We start from the raw sequence: 20,359 nt of genomic DNA, 5'->3' as shown, positions 1-20,359 counted from the left end.
CACTACACAACCAACCGAAGGAGACACGCATGGACCAGCAACGCATTTCCACCCGGCGCCGCCACCTGATGCTGGGCGCCGCCGCCGCGGGCGCCACCGCGCTCACGCACCCGCTGTCGGTGCTCGCGCAGGGCGCCGAAGAGATCATCATCGGCGGCTCCATCCCCATGACGGGCGTCTTCGCCTTCGCGGGCGTGGGCATCAACGCCGGCATCCAGGACTACGTGAAGATCGTCAACGACGCGGGCGGCATCAAGGGCCGCAAGGTCCGGTATGTGCCCGAGGACACTGGCTACAAGGTCGATGTGTCGGTGGCCACGTTCAAGAAGATCACCAGCCAGAACAAGGTCAACGTCTACTACGGCGACTCCACGGGCTTCGCCAAGACCATCAACCCCGAGCTGGACCGCAACGGCAGCATTTTGATGGCCGGTGCCTCGTTCGCCTCCGAACTGAACGATCCGAAGAAGTACCCGAACCAGTTCCTGGTCGGCCCCGACTACACGGAGATGTTCAGCATCCTGCTCAAGCACATCGCCAAGGAAAAGCCCGGTGCCAAGGTGGCTTTCGTCTATTCCGACTCCGAGTTCGGCCGCGACCCCATCGAGAAAAGCGAGGCCGAAGCCAAGAAGCTGGGCCTGTCGGTGCCCGTCAAGATCATGACGCCCGCGGGCAGCGTGGACGTCTCGGGCGAGGTCATCAAGCTGCGCCGCGCCGCACCCGACTACACCATCTTCCACGGCTACATCCTGGCGCCCATCCCCGAGTTCATCACCCAAGGCAAGCAGCAGGGCATGACCAGCAAGTGGATGGGCACCTTCTGGACCATGGACAGTTCCACCGTCATGAAGATGGGCCCGGACGGCGACGGCTTCATGGGCGTGATGCCCTTCCGCTACCACTACGACACCGAGAAGGCGCCCATGCTGGAAAAAATCCGCGCCATGCGCCCGGAATACCAGAGCACGGCCTACATCCAGGGCTTCCTGGCCGCCATGCTGTTCCTCGAATCGGCCAAGCGCACGCTGGATGCGGGCAAGCCTTTGAACGGCGCCAACCTCAAGGCCGCGCTGAACACATTCAAGGACTTTGACACCGGCGGCCTGATCGGCGTGCCGATCACCATCACCGGCAACTCCATCCCCGTGGGCCGCGTGTACCGCGCGGACATGAAGGCGCAAAAAATGGTGGCCGCCTCCGACTGGATCAAGCTCTGATACTGCTTTGACCATGACCCAGAACGCCACGGACCACGTCCTCGAAGTCAACAACATCGAGGTCATCTACAACAAGGTGGTGCAGGCCCTGCGCGGCCTGTCGCTGGCTGTGCCGCGCGGCCAGATCGTGGCGCTGCTGGGCAGCAACGGCGCGGGCAAGTCCACCACGCTCAAGGCGGTGTCGGGCCTGCTGGCGCTGGAGGACGGCGCGCTGGAAAGCGGCAGCATCCTCTTCAACGGCCGGAGCACCGCCGCACTGGCGCCGCAGCAACTGGTGCGCAACGGGCTCTCGCATGTGATGGAAGGGCGCCGGGTGTTCGAGGACCTCACGGTCGAGGAAAACCTGGTCGCCGCCACCTACGCGCTGACGGGCCGCAAGCACACAGAGCACGGTGCGCCCAAGCCCGACTTCGATCTCGTCTACACCTACTTCCCGCGCCTGCACGAGCGCCGCAAAGGCCTGGCAGGCTACCTGTCGGGCGGCGAGCAGCAGATGCTGGCCATCGGCCGCGCGCTCATCGCCCAGCCGCAGCTCATCCTGCTCGACGAGCCCTCGCTAGGCCTGAGTCCGAAGCTGGTGGAGGACATCTTCACCATCATCGCGCGCATCAACGCCGAGCGCGGCACCTCCATGCTGCTGGTGGAGCAGAACGCCACCGTGGCGCTGGCCGTGGCGCACCGCGGCTACATCATGGAGAACGGCAAGATCGTCATCGACGGCTCGGCCGAACGCCTGGCGGGCGACCCCGATGTGCGCGAGTTCTACCTCGGCATGGGCGGGGCTGGCGAAGCGAAAAGCTTCAAAGAGATCAAGCATTACAAGCGTCGCAAGCGCTGGCTTTCATGAATGGACAACCCCCTGTGGCGCTTCGCGCCTTCCCCCTTCTCTCGCATTGCTGCGCAACGCGGGAAGGGGGACGCCGCCAGTGCACGCAAGCGAAGCGCCGCATGCGCGGCTTGGCGGCCCTTGCACGACGGCCGCTGGCCCTTGCCGCGCCAGTTTTGACGGCTATGGGTTCGCGATGCGCAATGGATCACTGATATGTTGAATCTCCCCGAACTCACCCTGCCCCAGATGCTGCGCGAACGCGCGCGCCAGGATGCCGCGCGCGTCGCCATCCGGCAAAAGGACTTCGGCATCTGGAAGCCTTTCACCTGGCAGCGCTACTTCGAGCGTGCCTGCCACTTCGGCCTGGGCCTGCGCGCCCTGGGCCTGCCCCATGGCGGCCATGTGGGCGTGATTGCCGAAAACCGCATCGAATGGGTGCTCACGCAGATGGGCGCAGGCCTGGTCGGCGCCGTCACCGTGGGCGTGTACCCCACCAGCCCGTCTTCGGAAGTGGCCTACGTGGTGGGCCACGCCGACATCGAGATCATCGTCTGCGAGGACCAGGAACAGACCGACAAGGTGCTCGACGCCCTGGACGAGTTGCCGCGCCTGAAAAAGATCGTGGTCATGGAAACCAAGGGCCTGCGCAGCTTCGCACCCGAGGTGCGCAGCCTCATCATCCCCTTCGACGAGGTGGAACAACTCGGCGCGCACAACGGCAAGCTCTCGGACATCGAGGCCGCGCTGGCGCGCCAGCAGCTCGATGACATCGGCCTCATGATCTACACCTCGGGCTCGACCGGCAAGCCCAAGGGCGCGATGATTTCCTACCGCAACATCCGCGGCGTGGTGCCCGGCATCGTGGACCGGCTCCAGCTTTCGCAGGACACCACCCACCTTTCCTACCTGCCGCTGTGCCATGTGGCCGAGCAGATGCTCACCACCTTCGTGCCGGTGTACGTGGGCTCGCAGGTCAACTTCGGTGAATCCATCCGCACCGTGCAGGAGGATCTGCGCGAGGTGGCGCCCACCATGTTCCTGGGCGTGCCGCGCATCTGGGAGAAGATGCACGCGGCCATCAGCATCAAGCTGCAGGAAACCGGCGGCCTGCGCCGCGCGCTGTTCCGCAAGGCCTATGCCGCCTGCCAGCCGCTGGCCGACAAGCCGCGCGCGCGCTGGAATTTTGGCGAGATGCTCACCTTCACCGCCAGCTACTGGCTGGTGTTCCGCGCGCTGCAGAACTTCATCGGCCTGCGCGCAGCCAGGGTGGCGCTGACGGGCGCCGCGCCGATTCCGCCCGAGGTGGTGCGGTTCTTCCGCGTGCTCGGCGTGCCGCTGGTCGAGGTCTATGGCCTGACCGAATCCACCGGCATGGTCACCGGCCACCAGCTCGACGATGTGGTGGTGGGCACCGTGGGCGTGCCCACGCATGGCGTGGAATGGCGCATCGCCAAGAGCGGTGACGACGCCATGGGCGGTGAATTCCAGATCAAGGGCGAGATGGTGTTCGCGGGCTACTACAAGAACCCCGAGGCCACGGCGCAAAGCATCGTGGACGGCTGGCTGCACACCGGCGACGTGGTGCGCCTGGTGGACGGCCAGCTCAAGATCGTGGACCGCCTCAAGGACATCATGATCACGGCGGGCGGCAAGAACCTCACGCCATCCGAGATCGAGAACACGATGAAGGCCAGCCCCTACATCAAGGAATGCGTCATCGTCGCCGAGGGGCGCAAGTTCGTCGGCGCGCTGGTCATGCTCGACTATGAAACCGTGGGCAAATGGGCCGAGGCGCAGCGCATCCCGTTCACGCATTTCCGCTCGCTGGTCGAAACGCCCCAGGTGCACGCACTCATCGACGCCGAGATCACCACCGGCAACGCCAAGCTGGCGCAGGTGGCGCAGATCCGCAGGTTCCACCTGCTCACCAAGGAGCTGGACCACGACGACGGCGAAGTCACCGCCACCATGAAGGTACGGCGCTCCAGCATCTACAAGACCTACGCCGCCGAGATCGAGGCGCTGTACCGCTGAATTTCAATGTCTTCAAGGCTCCAGTGCTTTACTGCCAAGCGCTGGAAGCTCTTTTTCCAGGAGCAAACATGACCGCCTCCACGGCTCAGACTACGTCCAACCCCAGCGATGCACCGCTGCAAATTGAACGCGACGGCGCTGTCGTGACGCTGCGCTTTCACCGCCCCGGCGCGCTCAACGCCGTCGATGTGCCCATGGCGCAGGCGCTGCGCGACGCCGCGCGCACACTGGCCCAGGACGCCAGCGTGCGCTGCGTGGTGCTGTGCGGCGCGGGCAAGGGTTTTATGGCCGGGGGCGACCTGGCCACGCTGCGCGCCGACCCCGTGCAGGGCGCCAGAGATTTGCTCGCACCGCTCAACGAGGCCGTGGCGCTGCTGGCCACCATCGACGCGCCTGTCATCGCCCAGGTGCACGGCGTGGCCGCCGGCGCGGGCCTCTCGCTCATGCTGCAGGCCGACTTCGTGCTCGCCGCCGAGGGCACGCGCTTCAACCTCGCCTACATCAACCTCGGCACCAGCTGCGACGTCGGCGCCTCCTGGACGCTGCCGCGCCTGGTGGGCCTGCGCCGCGCGCTGGAGATTGCGATGCTGGGCGACACCTACAGCGCCCAGGATGCCGAACGCCTGGGCCTGGTCAACCGCACCGTGCCCGCCGCCGACCTCGATGCCACCGTGCAGGAACTGGCCCAGCGCCTGGCCAGCGGCCCCACCCTGGCCTACGGCCACATGCGCCGCCTGATGCGCACCAGTTTCGACCACGACCTGCCCACCCAGCTGCGCGCCGAGGCCGATGCCTTCGTGGCCTGCGCGCGCAGCGCCGATCTGCCCGAGGGCATAGAAGCCTTCCACGCCAAGCGCCCCGCCGCCTTCCAGGGCCGCTGAATCTTTTTCTTTCTTTTGGAGCCTTTGCCATGACCCACCGTGACGTCTTCATCGTCAGCACCGCTCGCACCGCCATCGGTACCTTCGGCGGCAGCCTGAAGGACGTGCCCAACACCCAGCTCGCCACCACCGCCGTCAAGGCCGCCATCGCCCGTTCGGGCCTGGCGCCCGACGCCGTGGGCCATGTGGTCATGGGCAACGTGATCCCCACCGACACCAAGGACGCCTACCTCTCCCGCGTGGCCGCCATCGACGCCGGCTGCCCCATCGAGACGCCCGCCTTCAACGTCAACCGCCTGTGCGGCTCGGGCCTGCAGGCCATCATCAGCGCCGCGCAGGCCATCGGCTACGGCGACTGCGACGTGGCCGTGGGCGGCGGCTCGGAATCCATGAGCCGGGGCCCCTATTTCGACACCGCCGCGCGCTACGGCGTCCGCATGGGCGACGCCAAGAGCATCGACTACATGCTCGGCATCCTGCACGACCCCTGGCAGCAGATGCACATGGGCATCACCGCCGAGAACGTGGCCGAGCGCTACAAGATCTCGCGCGCCATGCAGGACCAGCTCGCGCTGGAAAGCCAGCGCCGCGCCGCCGCCGCCATCGCCGCCGGCTATTTCAAGGAGCAGATCGTGCCGGTGGAAATCGCCACGCGCAAGGGCACGGTGCTGTTCCACGAAGACGAACATGTGCGCGCCGCCACCACGCTCGACGTGCTGGCCGGCATGAAGCCCGCGTTCAAGAAGGAAGGCGGCACCGTGACCGCCGGCAACGCCTCGGGCATCAACGACGGTGCCAGCGCCGTGGTGCTGGTGGCGGGCGACCGCCTGCAAGCCCTGAACGTCAAGCCCCTGGCCCGCCTCGTGGGCTACGCGCACGCCGGCGTGGAGCCGGCCTACATGGGCATCGGCCCCGTGCCCGCCACGCAGAAGGTGCTGGCACGCACCGGCCTCAAGGTGCAGGACATGGACGTGATCGAGGCCAACGAGGCCTTCGCCGCCCAGGCCTGCGCCGTGGTGCAGGAACTGGGCCTGGACCCCGCCAAGGTCAACCCCAACGGCTCGGGCATCTCGCTGGGCCACCCGGTGGGCGCCACCGGCGCCATCATCACCACCAAGGCGATTGCCGAGCTGCACCGCACGGGCGGTCGCTATGCGCTGGTGACCATGTGCATCGGCGGCGGCCAGGGCATTGCCGCGATCTTCGAGCGCGTGTAACGCGCCCAACCCCCTGAGCGGCTGCGCCGCTTCCCACTTCACAGGCCATGGCGAATTCGCCATGGATTCAGGTATCCACAAAAAACACCGTTAACGCCCTTATCCAGAAAGCGCTGGCAGCAACTGAATTCATAGCAACCATGCTCCCCAACACCCTTCTCACGGCCGAACAGAAGGCCGAACTGCAGCTCTTCACCGAATCGCTCGAACGCTTTTGCGACGCCGAGATCGAGCCCCATTACCGTGACTGGGAAAAGGCCGGCCTGGTGGCGCGCGAGCTGTTCCGCAAGATGGGGGAAAACGGCTACCTGTGCGCCGACGTGCCCGAGGAATACGGTGGTCCCGGCGCCAGCGTGCATTTTTCCTTCGCCGTGGTGGAGGTGCTCTCGCGCCGCGGCTATAGCGGCTTCGTCGGCGGGCTGCAGGTGCACAACGACATCATTCCGCCCTACCTGCTGCACTGCGGCACCGAGGCGCAGCGCCGGTACTGGCTGCCGCGCATGGCAAGCGGCGAGGCCGTGGCGGCCATTGGCATGACCGAACCGGGTGCGGGCAGCGACCTGAAAGCCATCCGCACCACGGCGCGGCGGGAGGGCGATGAGTACGTCATCCACGGCAGCAAGATTTTCATCAGCAACGGCCAGCACTGCGACCTGCTGGTGCTGGCCGCCAAAACCGACCCGGCCGCGGGCGCCAAGGGCGTGAGCCTGTTCCTCGTCGATGCGGCCACGCCCGGCTTCACGCGCGGTCAGAACCTGGAAAAAATCGGCCAGCACGCGGGCGATACGTCGGAGCTGTTCTTCAACGACCTGCGCGTGCCGCTCGATGCGCTGCTCGGCGGCGTGGAGGGCCAGGGCTTCGTGCAGATGATGCGCGAGCTGCCGCGCGAGCGCCTCATCATTGGCGTGCAGGCAGTGCACAGCGCCAAGGGCGCACTGGATGCCACGCTGAAATACGTGCAGGAGCGCCAGGCCTTCGGCCAGAGCATCGGCCAGTTCCAGAACACGCGCTTCACGCTGGCGCAGTGTGCGAGCGACATCGCCGCCGCCGAGGCTTTCCTGAATGCCAGCGTGGCCGCCTACGAGCGCGGCGAACTCACGCCCGAGGCGGTGAGCGCGCTCAAGCTGCACACCACCGAACTGTTTGGCCGCGTGGCCGATGCCTGTCTGCAGCTCTTTGGCGGCTATGGCTACATGGCCGAATACCCGATCTCGCGCTTCTGGACCGACGCGCGCGTGCTGCGCATCTACGGCGGCACGTCGGAAATCATGAAGGAGCTGGTGGCGCGGTCGCTGCTCGGGCGCTGAGCCGATGAAACACTGACTGCGACCGCACCCCGGTGGGTCAGAACGGCGCCGACTCCGGATCGGTGTCCTCCGGCGCCTCTTGGGGCCCGGTCACCATGCCACCGCCGGCCGTCTTGCGCGCGGGCGCGGACGGCGCAGAAGATGGCGCAGCGCCAGCGGCCATCGCCTGCGCCGCGCTGGCCACACCACTCTCGGCCTCGCCGCCCAGCGCCTCGATCAGATCTGGGATGAGCTTGACCAGCTCGCCCGTGGCAATGGCCACGTCGGTGTCAAAACCGCCGTCGTCGGCCTTGGTGCCTTCGAATACCGTGTCGAGGAATGCCACCTTCTTGATCTGCAGGCCTTCGGTCAGCATGAAGGACACGCGGTCATCCCAGGTCAGGGCCAGCTTGGTGGGCAGCTTGCCGGCGGCGATATGGGCCTGCACCTCCTCGATGTCGAGCGGGTGGCGGGCGTAGCGCACCACGGCCTTGGCCTCGTCGGCGCTTTTGAGCTCGCATTCGCGGTCCACGGTGAAGCCCACGGGCGGCTCCTGCGTGGCCAGCCAGTGCGACATGGCAGCCTGCGGGCTGGTCTGGGTGTTGATGAGCGAGACCGACAGGCCGGGCAGTGATTCGACCAGCAGGGTCACCACCTCGTCGGCGCGGCCTTGGGCTGAGGTGTCGAGCACCAGCAGGCGCGATGCGGTGTCGATCCACACCCACATCGAGCCCTGCTTGGTGAAGGCCATGGGCAGCAGGTCGAGCTTGGCCTCGTCCTTGAGTTCCTTGCTTTCCTTCTTGCCGGGCTTGCGGCCGGTTTCCTGCTCGATGCGTTCGGCCTTTTCCTTGACGCGGCGGGCCAGCACGCTGCCGGGCAGCACCTTGGTTTCGACCATGAAGCGCAGGATCCACTGCCCCCCGACCGACTCGGCCAGCGGGCCATGCGCATCACCGCGCGGCGGCACCCAGCCCAGGGACTTTTCCTGGGTGGCACCACATTCGAGGAAAGGCGCCTTGGCCAGCGCCTCTTCCACCTGCGTCAATTCCACCTGCCATTGCGGTGCAATGCGGTACACGATCATGTTCTTGAACACGGACAACCTTTGTTTCTTCTAGCAAATCCAGGGCACAACCGACATTGTCGGGGGTCGGCAGGCCACCTGGCCCGTGCAGCGGCAGTTTTTACTATTGTTTTAATAGCTTTCAGCGCTTACCCATAAGGCTTTATCTGCCATTTTTAGGTCAAATCCATACAGCAGGGGCACCGGGCTTCTTCTTGCAACTTTACACAGGCGTATCAATCCCACACAGGCGGGTTACACGGGCCGCGCACACTGGCCTTCAACCGCTGGAACGGTCGTACCAGCGGACCAACCCACCGAAAGGACTTTGACCATGTCTTTCTTCCAACGCCGTATTGCCGCCGCCGCCGTGATGGCAGCCCTCACCCTTCCCGTGCTGGCCCAGCCAGCACCCTCTGCGCCCCCAGCCGCCGGTGCAGCGGCCGAGCAGGCCCACAAGCCGGGCGTCTGGCAGGAACGCCGCCAGGCCTACATGGCCAAGCGTGCCGAAGCCATGAAGGCGCAACTGAAACTGACCCCCGCACAGGAACCCGCCTGGGCCGCCCTCACCGCCGCCATGCAACCCGGTGAACGCCCCGCCCGCCTGAACCGCCTGGACCGCGCCGACATGCAAAAGCTCACCACGCCCGAACGCATCGACCGCATGCGCGCCATGCGTGCCCAGCGCGCCGCCGAAGCCGACCGCCGCGGTGAAGCCATCAAGACCTTCTATGCCGCCCTGGCGCCAGAGCAGCAAAAGACCTTCGACGCCCAGGCCGGGCACATGCGCGGCAAGGGTGGATACCGCGGCGACTGGGGTCATGGCCCGGGTGACCACGGCCGCCACGGCATGATGCACGGTGGCGACATGCCCATGGGAGGCCCTGGCCGATAAAGCCTGCAGCAGCTCCCCCACAAATCCCTCCCCCGAGCCCGGTGCCTTCCAATGCACCGGGCTTTTTTCATTGTGGACAGACATGGGGACAGTTCTGGAACAACCCGGTGGTTATCCACAGAAAAACCGGGACGCTGGAAGTTGTTATCTACCAGCACCAGAGTTCAGGGCGCACTGCGCACATGGTTTGAGCCAACGCAACTGCGCGCCAGCATTCACAAAAATGGCCTTGTCCACAAAAAATGGCGCCCTCTACTACTACTGCTATTTATATATAGAACCATAGAAGAACAACCAAAACCTTCTTTCCGCCGCTGCACCGTGGTGACAAGCGTAAAAAATAGGGCGCTTCCTGCCCCTTTCCCCGGAGAAAACTGTGCACATTGCGAGCCATCTGAAAACCTGGGCCAAAAGCGTCAAACGCGACGGCGTCACCCTGTGGTTTGCCGCGCGCCACCCGCAGGCGCCCTGGTACGCCAAGGCGCTGGGCGTCTTCGTTGTGGCCTATGCCCTGAGCCCCATCGACCTGATTCCGGACTTCATCCCCGTGCTGGGCTACCTGGACGATGTGCTGCTGCTGCCGGGGTTGATCTGGTTGGTGATCCGGCTGATCCCGGCGCCGGTGCTGCAGCAATGCCGCGAACAGGCCGATCTGTGGATAAAAACCAAAGGCAGCAAGCCCACCAGCCGCATCGGTGCGGTGCTGATCGTGGCCATCTGGATCGGCGCCAGCCTGGCGCTGTGGCACTGGTGGATCAGGCCCTGGCTGGCTGCATAGGGTTCGATGACCGTTTTTTGCTATTAAATAAATAGCTTATAACGCTTTATGCACAGGCGCTATCCGCCGATTTCCATCGGAATTTCCTGGGCCACTGCCCACCAGAACAAAACTGGGGATAGTTCTGGCACAACCGAGCACTTATCCACAGAAATCGGCCCTGGCCCGGTTTTATCCCCGTGCGCAAGACAGCGGCAGCAGGGCGCGGTACACAGGGTTTGGTGTGGCGCAAGTGGCTGTCAAGCCAAGGCAAAAATCACTTGTCCACAGAAAATGCCGCCTTCTACTACTACCACTATGTATTTATAGAAGTCTTTTATTAATAACAACAGAGCAACGCCGTGCCGTTTTCAGCGCCTGAACCGGGACAGGCCATGGCCCTGGCGGGGAAAAAGGCAAAAAAACCGCAGACCAGACTGCGGTGAGTTCGTTCAACCGGGTAAATGACCGGCTTCAGGGTGCAACAGGGCGCAGGAAGGCCTCCAGAAGGTCCGTGGGCAGGGGGTTGGCGAACAGGTAGCCCCTGGTAGGGCTGGCACCCCGCGCGGGCCAGCAAATCACGTTGCTCGGGGTGGGGGCGACGCCCTCAGCAATCACATCCGGCCCCAGACTGCGCGGCAGGGCGATGGTGGTGTCCACAATGGCGACATTGTTGGGTCCGGTGGACAGGTCGGGCACAAAGCCCTGGTCGATCTTGGGCTGATCGAGTGGAATGCGCTGGAGATAGCTGAGACGTTCGCCCCGCTCACAACGAGCGACAACAGGACGCCACGGCCGTTGACCAGAAGGTGGCGCCTGCTGTTTTTTCTCCCGATCCGTGGGGCTGCTTTCCGGCGCCCCGCCCGGGCACCTGCTATGCGGCGTTTTTCTGGCGCCGTGCCCGCACCGCGGCGGCCAGGCCTTCGAGCACCGGCACGGTCTGGGCCAGGCTGATGCAGGCGTCGGTCACCGAAACCCCATGCTGCAGCGGCTGGCCGGGCACGATGTCCTGGCGGCCCTCTTGCAGGTGGCTTTCGATCATCAGGCCCGTGATGCGTGCATCGCCGGCGGCGATCTGCCCGGCCACCTCGGCGGCCACGGTGATCTGGCGCTGGTGCTGTTTGCTGCTGTTGGCGTGGCTCACGTCGATCATCACCTGCGCGCGCAGGCCCGCCGCCTTGAGCAGGGCGCAGGCGGCGTCCACATCGGCCTTTTGATAGTTGGGCTGCTTGCCGCCGCGCAGGATGACGTGGCAGTCGTGGTTGCCGCGGGTCTCGAAAATGGCGGCCTGGCCCATCTTGGTCATGCCCATGAAGGCGTGTGCGGCCTGCGCGGCCTGGATGGCGTCGCTGGCCACTTTCACGCCGCCGTCGGTGCCGTTCTTGAAGCCCACGGGGCACGACAGGCCGCTGGCCAGCTGCCGGTGGCTCTGGCTCTCGGTGGTGCGCGCGCCAATCGCGCCCCAGCTCACCAGGTCGCTGATGAACTGCGGGCTGAGCAGATCCAAAAATTCGGTGCCCACCGGCAGGCCCACGGCCAGCACATCCAGCAGCAGCTGGCGCGCCAGCTCCAGCCCCTCGTTGATGGCAAAGCTGCCATCAAGGTGGGGGTCGTTGATGTAGCCCTTCCAGCCCACGGTGGTGCGCGGCTTCTCGAAATAGACGCGCATCACCACGATCAGGTCGTTGCCCAGGGCATCGGCCTGGACCTTGAGCGCGTGCGCGTATTCCATCGCCTGACCATGGTCGTGGATGGAGCAGGGCCCCACCACCACGATCAGCCGGTCGTCCTGCTCCTGCAGCACGCGCGAGATGGCAGCGCGGCTGCTTTCCACCAGGGTTTGCGCGGCGTCGGGCGTTGGCAGCCATTCCTGCAGCAGGGCCGGTGTGATGAGCGGGCGCACGGCCTTGATGCGCGTGTCATCAATGCGCGTGGTGTCGTGGGTGGAAACAGGGTGTGCAGAGCGTTGTGCGTGGGTCATGGTGGCCCCGATTGTCGCGTGGCCCGGAGTCCGCGCCGGCGGCACTGCCAGCAGCGAGGGCGTCGTCCCCTCAGGGGGAAGGCGCCGAAGGCGACTCAGAGGGGCTTTACAGCCGGCGAAACGATGCCTTCTGCCGCGCCCAGTAGCCCGAGCTGAACTGGTCCAGCCGCACCGTGCCGCCCGTGGATGGGGCGTGCACGAAGCGCCCTTCTCCCACATAGATGCCGGCATGTGTGGGGGCAGGGCCCGCACCAAACACTACCAGATCGCCGCTGCGCAGATCGCCGTTGGCAATCGGCTGGCCCCAGCCACTGAGCTGCGCCACGGTGCGCGGTGGCGCGGTGCCCACGCGGTGGCGGTACACGTAGCCAATGAGACCGCTGCAGTCAAAACCTGTGTCGGGTGTGTTGCCGCCATAGCGGTAGGGCGTGCCCACCAGGCCCAGCGCGTGGATGGCGATGTCGTGTGCCTGATCGTCCGACAGCTGCGACGCTGCGCTGCGCAGCAGTGCCGATGATGAAGACGATGGAGCCGTGCTGCAGCCACCCAGCAGCAGGGCACAGGCCAGTGCCAGGCCCTGCAGGGCGTGCCGTCTGGTGTGGTTATGTGGGGAAAAAATCGGCATCAAAAGGGCCTTGACCGCTGGATGAAAAAGCACTGGAGACTATTGAATAAATAGCATCTTATGGCTTCAACCGGTCGGGTGTGAAGAACAGGCCCACGCCCACCGCAATCAGGATCAGCACGATGGCTGCGATATTTCCGCGCATGGAAGAACTCCTCAGGGTGGGAGGCGATGGTCCGCAGGCTGCTTACCGCCCCAGGGGCGAAACGCCGATCAGCAGTGTATGGGCCCAAAAAGCAAAACCCGCCCAGGCCACTGCACCCGCCACCAGTGTGGTACCCGTGCCCGCAGTGGTGCCGGGAGCATACACCGCGCCCTGCGCCCGGTCGCGCTGGCGGGCCGCGCGAAAGTCGAAAACCGCCCACAGCAAAAAGCTGCCAAACAGCACCACGTCGGCCAGGTTGCCGTTGGAGATGAGATGCGCCAGCGCCCACACCTTCACGCCCAGCACCATGGGGTGGTGCAGCCGGGCCTTGAGGGCGTTGCGCGGCACATAGGCGGCGGCCAGCAGGATGAAGGCGATGAGCGTGAGCAGCGATGCGGCGTGGCGCATGCCGATCGGCGGCACCCACAGCACCACGGGCTGCTGCCGCGCCAGGCCATAGCCCCAGACAATGAGCGCCAGGCCCAGGGCAGACACCAGCGAGTACAGACCTTTCCACGGCAGCTCGCCCATGCGCGCCAGCGTCTGCGTGCGCCAGCCATCGGCCACGATGCGCACCGAGTGCATGCCCAGGAACAGCACCAATCCGAGAACCAGGTACGACATAGGCGGCCTTTTTGTGGAACAAGTGGCGCGATTATGGACAAGCAGGATGACGGGTCGTATTTTTGAGATAAGCAAGGCCCGTGGTGCCCGATGGATAAGCGCCCACAGCTATCGAAAACAGAGTAATCCCGCGGTGCGGGCGTTCAGGCCCCGGCGCCGTGCTGCGCCAGCAGCTTGCCCACCGCGGGCCGGGCGCAGCGCTGCAGCGCCATCAGCAGGGCGTGGCCGGGCTCTGGCACGCCCCAGCGCGTGCGCAGGTCGTGCTGCATGCGCGCCAGCAACTCGGCGGCCATCTCGGCATCGGCCAGCGCCCGGTGCGCCTGGCCCGTGCGCGGCAGGCCGTGGTAGTCCACCAGCGTGCCCAGCTTGTGGCTGGGCGCCTCTGGGTACAGGCGCCGCGACAGCAGCACCGTGCAGGCAAAAGGCTGCGGTGCAGGCCGCCCGGCCAGGGCCAGCTCGGCCTGCCAGAACTTGCTGTCGAACGCGGCGTTGTGCGCCACCATGGGCGTGTTGCCCACAAAGCGGGCCGCTTCCTGCATCACCTGTGCCGCATCGGGCGCGGCGTTGACCATGGCGTTGGTGATGCCGGTGAGCTGGGTGATGAAGGAGGGGATCCACACCCCGGTTTTCATCAGGCTCTGGAACCGGTCCACCACCTGCCCGTTCTCCAGCAGCACGATGGCCACCTCGGTGGCGCGCGCGCCCTGGCCGGGCGAGATGCCGGTGGTTTCAAAGTCGATGACGGCGATGGGGGGCATGGAAGAAAGGGGGATGTGCAAACAACGGGGCGGCCCAGGGGGCCGGGGGGATTGTGCCGCCACGCATGGCAGGGTGCCGCGGGCCCGGTGGGTTCGTTCACACCTTCTCAGGGCTTGCGCTTGTTCCAGATGACCAGGGCGATCCCGCCCAGGATGGCCACCGAGGCCAGCACGAGCCGCAGTGTCGCGGCTTCATCCAGCAACAGCACGGCACCGAACGCTGCCAGCACGGGGACGCTCAGCTGCACCGTGGCGGCCTGGGTGGCGCGCAGCCCCGGAAGGGCCGTGTACCACAGCGCATAGCCCATGCCCGAGGCCAGCGCGCCCGATGCGGCGGCATAGCCCAGGCCTGCGTTGCTCCAGGCGGCATGCTCCCATGCCACGGCGCTCAAAAGCAGTGCCATGGGCGCCGCGCGCAAGAAGTTGCCCGCTGTGATCTCGATGGGGTTGCCCCCGCCCCGGCCACGCAGCGAGTAGATGCCCCAGGCCGCCCCCGCCGCCAGCATCAGCGCGGCACCGGCCATCGGGGGCGCCGACATGCCGGGCATGAGCAGGCCCGCCAGGCCGCCAAAGGCCAACCCCATGCCCCCCAGTTGCGCAGGTGCCAGGCGCTCGCCTTTCAGCCAGGCGTGGCCGATCATCGTCGCCTGCACGGCGCCGAACAGCAGCAGCGCACCGGTGGCGGCCGGCAGGCTCAGGTAGGCATAGGAAAAACCTGCGGCATACACAAAGAGCGCGAAGGCAGACAGCCAGTTGCCTGCCCGCCAGGCCTGCTTGCGGCGCAGTGCCACCAGCAGCCACAGCGCAACGGCCCCTGCGACCAGGCGGACCGTGGTGAAGGTGGCCGCGTCGATCGGCGTGTGTTTCAGCGCCGCGCGGCACAGCAAGGAGTTGCCCGCAAAGGCGAGCATGGACAGTACGGTCAGGGTGGCGAGGCGCGTGGGGGACATGGTGTCTGTTCACCTGGGGTGAGCGCACGAAGGCCCATCATCGCGCATGGCACCCCGTTCTGTCGATGCCGGCGCGCGCTGCGGCGCCGGATGTATTCACGCTTGCTCAGGCCTTCTTCAAGAACTCCGACTTGAGCAGCATGCTGCCCAGGTCGGTCTTGCAGTCCACGTTGTGGCCGTCGGCGCCATCGACCAGGCGGATGCTCTTGATCTTGGTGCCCTTTTTCAGCGTGGACGACGAGCCTTTTACCTTGAGGTCTTTCACGAGGATCACCGCGTCGCCATCGGCCAGCGGGTTGCCATTCGCGTCACGTACTGCATCGTGCACCACGCCGTCGCCTTCGGGTGCATCGGTGTCCGCAGCATCGGCCACCTGCGGCCACTCAAAAGCACAGTCGGGGCACAGGTAGTTGCTGCCGTCTGGGTAGGTGTTCTCCAGGCCACATTGGGGGCAGGCAGGCACGGTGTGGGGCATGGGATTCTTTCTGGTTATCGTGGTGAAAAAGGCTGGCGACTTTACAGCGGCTACAGCGGCGCACGTTGCTCCAGCGCAAACGGCGGCAGGCCCTTGAGCAAGCGCTGGCCATAGCTGGTGCGGGTCAGGCGCTTGTCGTAGCAGTACACATGCGCCTGGTCGTCTTCGGTGCGGATGGCGCGGCCCACCCATTGCGCCAGGCGGATGGCGGTGGCGGGCACCACCAGCTCGCTGAACGGGTCGCGCCCCACGGCGCGCAGCCATTCGGCGCGGGCCTCGCCCACCGGGTCGTCGGGCGGTGCAAAAGGCAGCTTGGTGATGAAGACCGATTCGCACAACCGCCCGGGCAGGTCCAGCCCCTCGCCAAACGACTGCATGCCGAAGATGACCGAGGGCTCGCCACTCTCCACCCGCTCGCGGTGGCGCTTGAGCAGTTGCGTGCGTGGCAGTGCGTTCTGCACCAGCACCACGCTGCGCATGGCGGTGGGCAGCGCATCCACTGCCTGGCGCATCTGCTCGCGCGAGGTGAACAGCACCAGCGCGCCATATTCCACGCGCGCAATGTCGTGCAACAGGGCATCGACCATCTCGGCGGTGAACTGCGCGGCGTTCTTGGGGTCGGCGCGCGTTTCGGCGGCAATCAGTGTGCCCTGCGCGGCGTAGTTGAAGGGGCTGGCCACCTCCAGCGTGGTGGCGGCCTCGTCACCGTGCAGGCCGGCTTCGCGCAAAAAGAAATCGAAATTGCCGCAACTGGTGAGCGTGGCCGATGTCAGCACCGCGCCGCGCACCGCGCTCCACAGGTGGTTGCGCAGCGTGGTGCCGGGCAGGATGGGGCTGGCGTGGGCCTTCACCACGATGAAGTCGCCATCCACCTCCAGCGTGAACCATTTGGCGGCGGGCACAAAGCTGCGGTCGGCCCCCTCGGGTGCGTCCTGCAGCAGCAGCTGGGCGGTGGCGTGCAGCTCTTCCAGGCGCGGGGCCAGCATGCCGATCTGTGCATACAGCGTGGACAGGCGCTTGGCCTCGTCGGGTTTGTCGCGCATCTCGGCGCGCAGGGCTTTGCTGATGGCGCGCAGGGCTTCCAAAAAACCATCGGCACTGGCGGCCAGCAGGCCCAGCGGGGCAATCAGGGGCTCGGGCAGTTCGCCGCGGGGCACGCGCACGCGCGCCGGGCCCCAGGTGTCTTTCTGGCTTTTGAGGTTGTCGCCATACACATCCATCACGATGCGGGCCAGGTCTTGCAGCGTTTGCCGCAGCTGGGCCGCATGGCGCGGGATGTCGGCAATCTCTTCCACCTCCAGCAGCGCGCCAATGCGCAGGCCCCGGCTGGAGAGCCGCTCGATCCAGGTGATGCGCGACAAATCCATGCTGCACGCAAACTGGGCAAGCGCCGTGGCGGGCAAGTGGTGGGCTTCGTCCAGCACCAGGAGGCAATTGTCCAGCTCGGGCAGCACGCGCGCGCCCAGCGACGACAGCAGCAAATCGTGGTTGGCCACGATCACCTGCGCGCCCACCAGCTCCTTGCGCTTGTCGTAATAGGTGCACTGGCTGAAGGCCGGGCAGTGCTTGCCGGTGCACGATGCACCCTCGGCAGCCACGGGGCTCCACACCTCGGGCTCGGGCGGGGTGTCCAGGCTGTCGCGGTCGCCATCCCAGGCGCCCTTGGCCAGGGTTTGCGCCATGGTCGAATAAAACTGCATGCGCGCCTCCGTCTCCTGGTGAGATCGTTTGCGGCGGGCGTTGGCGGCCTCTTCGGGGAACAGGTCGTCATCGTCCTCGCCGTGCGCCTCGCCCGTGCCGGCCAGCCGGTCGAGCTTGAGCTTGCACACATAGCGCCCACGCCCCTTGGCCAGCGCAAACTTGAACGGCTGCGGCATGCGCGCGGCCAGCGCCGGCAGGTCTTTGTTGACCAGCTGCTCCTGCAGCGCCACCGTGGCGGTCGAGATCAGCACCCGCGTGCCGCGTGCCAGCGCCAGCGCAATGGCGGGCGCGCAATACGCCAGCGACTTGCCCACCCCCGTGCCCGCCTGAATGACCGCAATGGCGCGCGTGGGCGCGGCCTCGCCGCCCTCTTCATCCACCTTGCCCAGCGTGGCCGTGCTGAAGGTGCGCGCCACCTGCTCGGCCATTAGCCGCTGCCCGGCGCGGCTGCGAAACCCCTCGGTGGCCTGCACCACCGCATCAAACGACTGCAGGGCCGCCTGGGCCCACTCTGTAGAAGACATAACCACCTGTTGTAAGGGCAAGAGTGTGGCACGGGTCAAGCGGCAGGCCCTGCCCAAAGTCTCCATCCCCCGGCGGCCGCATGGCATGTGGGCCTACACGCCTGCATTGCGGGCGTTTCTACGATGGCCAGATTGGCAATCCTGTCATCCACTTCAAGGAGACCCCCATGCCCCCAACCGACACCCGCAACCACCCCATCCCAGGCCCCACCGGGCCCGAGCCTTCGATAGACACCACCAAGCGCCAGATGCCGGGGCCCGCCACCCAAGGGCCATTGAAGACCGACCCCGCCAAAGACCCAGAAGCCCCCAAGCTGCCCCACGAGCGCGATGAATCGGTGGACATGACCCACGGCGAGCCCGACCCGCAGATGCAGCAGGCCTACCGCGATGTAGAGCGCGGGCTGCAGGACACCGACCAGGACCTGCGCGCCCACCGCGTGGGCCACAAGCCAGCACGCCCATAAATGCTATTAAATTAATAGCTGATAGCGCTTATGCAGAAAGCGCTAGAGGCCATTTTGACCATTGAAGCCGCATGCGCTGCGAGGGCCCGCGCTGCGGTTGGACGGCACCGCGCCATGCAACCTTGCCGCTGCTGCGCCCCCACAATCGGTCAGTCAGTCAATCAGGCCACGCGTCGCCCGTAGGCACAAAACCCCGGCTTGGGGCTCTTTTTTTGCGGGTGCAGGCGGCAGGTGTCGGGCCGCTGTTCATACACCGTGCACAGCCGCGTGGTGGGATGCAGAAAATTGCAGTCCCCACTGGCCCGCCGTGCCATGGTGAACACCACGTTCTTGTGGTTGAAGTGGTCAATCAGCCGCGCCTTTTGCAGCCGCTTGGCAATGTGCCGGGGCTCTTCGTGCTCAGCCTCGAACGGATCCACCAAGCCCAGCCGCACCAGGTCTGCCATCTGTACCTCCAGCGGCATCGTGCAGCAGTTGGCCGCGCAGGTATCACACAGGCCCGCGCGGTAGCGGGTCCAGGTGTCGGGGCGGTCGACGTCGACGATGGCAATGGGGGAGCGCATAGGGGATACTGGTAACGAAAACGCCCAACCGGCGGTTGGGCGTTCCTGCGGTGACGGGAGGTGTGCTCGCTCTCGATTTTTGTTGCGTGGCTTGCCTCCACCTCCGGAGGGCGATGCAAGTGTATGCCAATCAACGCGCGTGGTGGGCTCAGTCCCCGTACAGGACGTTGATGCGCGCCACGTACTTGGGTACAGCCCCGCTGACCCGCGCGCCGATGTGCGGCACGGAATCGGGCGAGAAGCCATGGCGGAAGAAGAGCGCTGCGCCCTTGCGGGGCGTGACATCGACCCAGCGCCCATCGCGGCCGAGCAACTGGGTGTTGCCGCCCACGACGCCGTCCGAGGGATCGTTCAGGTACAGCAACATCGTCAGGCACGAACGCAGGCCGGGCCATTCCTGCATCCACCGGCGGCTCGGGTCCAGGCCGTAGCCAGGCCAGTCGCCATCGATATGCCGGTTGAAGACGTCGTTGTCGTCGTAGCGGTACATATTGATGCGATGGCTGAGCTGGCCGTGCAGGGCCGCGCCCCCGATGGCAGGCGGCAGCAGCGGCTGGATGCGCTGCATCATGGGCCCGAGCAGGGCCTCGTCCGCCACCCAGTGCACTGACTTGTTCATGCGCATGCCTGGCGGCGTGGCGATGCCGGGCGCCTCCTCGCGGTAGCCGAAGTGCTCGCTGGCTGCCACGATGCAGTCGGCCTCTGCGGCGGTGACCACGTCGTCGATGAAGAAGGCCAGGTAGCCGCCCAGGTCAATGTCGTGCCGGCGCGGCTGCAGGCTGGGCTGAGGCCCCAGGGCCAGGCAGGATGGCGTGCTTTCGAAGGCATGGACGGGGGTCTCGTGGACGACTCCACCCATGGGGAGCGAGCCCGGCATGCTGGCCACCACGCGTTGCGCTGGCCATGGGGTATCGGGGATATGCCGCATTGCTTCACCAAGTCCCAGTGTTGGGCATGTCTTGCCAGGGCGCAGCCGGCGGCAGCGGCATGCCCTGCTGCAGTAGTTCGATGGAGATGCCGTCGGGCGATCGCACGAAGGCCATGTAGCCGTCGCGCGGGGGCCGCAGGATGGCCACCCCCTGTGCCCGAAGGCGTGCGCAGCTGGCGTAGATGTCCTCGACGGCGTAGGCCAGGTGCCCGAAGTTGCGGCCTCCGCCATAGTGCTCGGGGTCCCAGTTGTAGGTGAGCTCGACCTGGGCCTGCTCGTCCCCGGGTGCAGCCAGGAACACCAGTGTGAAGCGGCCTTGCGGCATGTCCTGGCGGCGCAGCACGCGCAGGCCCAGGGCATCGCAATAGAAGCGAAGGGATGCATCCAGGTCTGTCACGCGGACCATGGTGTGGAGGTATTTCATAGGGTAGCTGCCGGC

Annotated in this window: 21 protein-coding genes; 9 read left to right on the top strand and 12 right to left on the bottom strand. The window is 66.1% G+C overall.

Annotation, left to right across the window (positions count from 1 at the left end; genetic code table 11):
- Nucleotides 1-29 precede the first annotated feature (29 nt).
- The 6 genes from AC1Q5S_RS04510 to AC1Q5S_RS04485 all read left to right on the top strand — a co-directional run bounded on the left by AC1Q5S_RS04510 (nt 30) and on the right by AC1Q5S_RS04485 (nt 7,485).
- Nucleotides 30-1,217 (top strand): ABC transporter substrate-binding protein, encoded by a 1,188-nt coding sequence (locus AC1Q5S_RS04510; RefSeq protein WP_492238398.1) that lies wholly within the window; start codon nt 30-32, stop codon nt 1,215-1,217.
- Between the two features lie 13 nt (nt 1,218-1,230).
- A complete protein-coding gene (locus AC1Q5S_RS04505; protein ID WP_303836250.1) occupies nt 1,231-2,064 on the top strand; it encodes an ABC transporter ATP-binding protein in 834 nt (277 codons plus the stop codon).
- A 195-nt stretch (nt 2,065-2,259) separates the two neighbouring features.
- Nucleotides 2,260-4,080 (top strand): AMP-dependent synthetase/ligase, encoded by a 1,821-nt coding sequence (locus AC1Q5S_RS04500; RefSeq protein ID WP_492238397.1) that lies wholly within the window; start codon nt 2,260-2,262, stop codon nt 4,078-4,080.
- 68 nt (nt 4,081-4,148) lie between these two features.
- Entirely contained in the window at nt 4,149-4,961 is an 813-nt protein-coding gene (locus tag AC1Q5S_RS04495; protein WP_492238396.1) for an enoyl-CoA hydratase/isomerase family protein, read from the top strand.
- 29 nt (nt 4,962-4,990) lie between these two features.
- Nucleotides 4,991-6,178, top strand: a complete 1,188-nt coding sequence (locus AC1Q5S_RS04490; RefSeq protein ID WP_492238395.1) for an acetyl-CoA C-acyltransferase family protein — start codon at nt 4,991-4,993, stop codon at nt 6,176-6,178.
- Nucleotides 6,179-6,318: 140 nt separating this feature from the next.
- Nucleotides 6,319-7,485 carry an acyl-CoA dehydrogenase family protein gene (locus tag AC1Q5S_RS04485; protein ID WP_492238394.1) on the top strand — a complete coding sequence of 389 codons (1,167 nt, stop codon included), beginning with the start codon at nt 6,319-6,321 and terminating at the stop codon, nt 7,483-7,485.
- Between the two features lie 37 nt (nt 7,486-7,522).
- Here the strand turns inward: AC1Q5S_RS04485 and AC1Q5S_RS04480 are convergent, their stop codons facing one another.
- Nucleotides 7,523-8,560 (bottom strand): recombination-associated protein RdgC, encoded by a 1,038-nt coding sequence (locus AC1Q5S_RS04480; protein WP_492238393.1) that lies wholly within the window; start codon nt 8,558-8,560, stop codon nt 7,523-7,525.
- A gap of 301 nt (nt 8,561-8,861) precedes the next feature.
- Here AC1Q5S_RS04480 and AC1Q5S_RS04475 point away from each other — a divergent pair, with 301 nt between their 5' ends.
- Both AC1Q5S_RS04475 and AC1Q5S_RS04470 read left to right on the top strand, forming a co-directional pair.
- Complete coding sequence (locus AC1Q5S_RS04475) at nt 8,862-9,422, top strand: Spy/CpxP family protein refolding chaperone (protein ID WP_492238392.1); 561 nt, start codon at nt 8,862-8,864, stop codon at nt 9,420-9,422.
- Nucleotides 9,423-9,798: 376 nt separating this feature from the next.
- Nucleotides 9,799-10,200, top strand: coding sequence for a YkvA family protein (locus AC1Q5S_RS04470; RefSeq protein WP_303836261.1), 402 nt, complete (start codon nt 9,799-9,801; stop codon nt 10,198-10,200).
- A gap of 453 nt (nt 10,201-10,653) precedes the next feature.
- On the opposite strand, the gene AC1Q5S_RS04465 is transcribed toward AC1Q5S_RS04470, so the two are convergent.
- The 8 genes from AC1Q5S_RS04465 to dinG all read right to left on the bottom strand — a co-directional run bounded on the left by AC1Q5S_RS04465 (nt 10,654) and on the right by dinG (nt 17,962).
- The gene (locus tag AC1Q5S_RS04465) at nt 10,654-10,878 is read right to left on the bottom strand and encodes a hypothetical protein (protein ID WP_422202654.1); all 225 of its coding nucleotides are present in this window, start codon (nt 10,876-10,878) and stop codon (nt 10,654-10,656) included.
- A 175-nt stretch (nt 10,879-11,053) separates the two neighbouring features.
- Complete coding sequence (locus AC1Q5S_RS04460) at nt 11,054-12,160, bottom strand: 3-deoxy-7-phosphoheptulonate synthase (protein WP_303836262.1); 1,107 nt, start codon at nt 12,158-12,160, stop codon at nt 11,054-11,056.
- 106 nt (nt 12,161-12,266) lie between these two features.
- Nucleotides 12,267-12,785, bottom strand: a complete 519-nt coding sequence (locus AC1Q5S_RS04455; RefSeq protein ID WP_422202655.1) for a C40 family peptidase — start codon at nt 12,783-12,785, stop codon at nt 12,267-12,269.
- Between the two features lie 187 nt (nt 12,786-12,972).
- Nucleotides 12,973-13,554, bottom strand: a complete 582-nt coding sequence (locus AC1Q5S_RS04450) for an NnrU family protein (RefSeq protein ID WP_422202656.1) — start codon at nt 13,552-13,554, stop codon at nt 12,973-12,975.
- Nucleotides 13,555-13,697: 143 nt separating this feature from the next.
- Entirely contained in the window at nt 13,698-14,312 is a 615-nt protein-coding gene (locus tag AC1Q5S_RS04445) for a 3'-5' exonuclease (RefSeq protein ID WP_303836268.1), read from the bottom strand.
- Nucleotides 14,313-14,419: 107 nt separating this feature from the next.
- A complete protein-coding gene (locus AC1Q5S_RS04440) occupies nt 14,420-15,262 on the bottom strand; it encodes a DMT family transporter (RefSeq protein ID WP_303836270.1) in 843 nt (280 codons plus the stop codon).
- 106 nt (nt 15,263-15,368) lie between these two features.
- Nucleotides 15,369-15,737: a zinc ribbon domain-containing protein YjdM gene (locus AC1Q5S_RS04435; protein ID WP_303836272.1), complete on the bottom strand. Its 369-nt coding sequence runs from the start codon at nt 15,735-15,737 to the stop codon at nt 15,369-15,371.
- Between the two features lie 50 nt (nt 15,738-15,787).
- The gene (gene dinG, locus AC1Q5S_RS04430; protein ID WP_492238391.1) at nt 15,788-17,962 is read right to left on the bottom strand and encodes an ATP-dependent DNA helicase DinG; all 2,175 of its coding nucleotides are present in this window, start codon (nt 17,960-17,962) and stop codon (nt 15,788-15,790) included.
- A gap of 167 nt (nt 17,963-18,129) precedes the next feature.
- Here dinG and AC1Q5S_RS04425 point away from each other — a divergent pair, with 167 nt between their 5' ends.
- Nucleotides 18,130-18,429, top strand: coding sequence for a hypothetical protein (locus AC1Q5S_RS04425; RefSeq protein ID WP_492238390.1), 300 nt, complete (start codon nt 18,130-18,132; stop codon nt 18,427-18,429).
- A gap of 161 nt (nt 18,430-18,590) precedes the next feature.
- Here AC1Q5S_RS04425 and AC1Q5S_RS04420 read toward each other — a convergent pair whose 3' ends face one another.
- The 3 genes from AC1Q5S_RS04420 to AC1Q5S_RS04410 form a co-directional block, all read right to left on the bottom strand.
- A complete protein-coding gene (locus AC1Q5S_RS04420) occupies nt 18,591-18,992 on the bottom strand; it encodes a YkgJ family cysteine cluster protein (protein WP_492238389.1) in 402 nt (133 codons plus the stop codon).
- A gap of 148 nt (nt 18,993-19,140) precedes the next feature.
- Nucleotides 19,141-19,869: a 2OG-Fe(II) oxygenase family protein gene (locus AC1Q5S_RS04415; protein WP_492238388.1), complete on the bottom strand. Its 729-nt coding sequence runs from the start codon at nt 19,867-19,869 to the stop codon at nt 19,141-19,143.
- Nucleotides 19,870-19,924: 55 nt separating this feature from the next.
- Nucleotides 19,925-20,344: a VOC family protein gene (locus tag AC1Q5S_RS04410; RefSeq protein ID WP_252101540.1), complete on the bottom strand. Its 420-nt coding sequence runs from the start codon at nt 20,342-20,344 to the stop codon at nt 19,925-19,927.
- Between the last annotated feature and the right edge of the window lie 15 nt (nt 20,345-20,359).

It is taken from the genome of Acidovorax sp. GW835-FHT14B10 (genome assembly GCF_058793725.1).
This window is presented reverse-complemented; position numbering and strand designations above follow the sequence as displayed.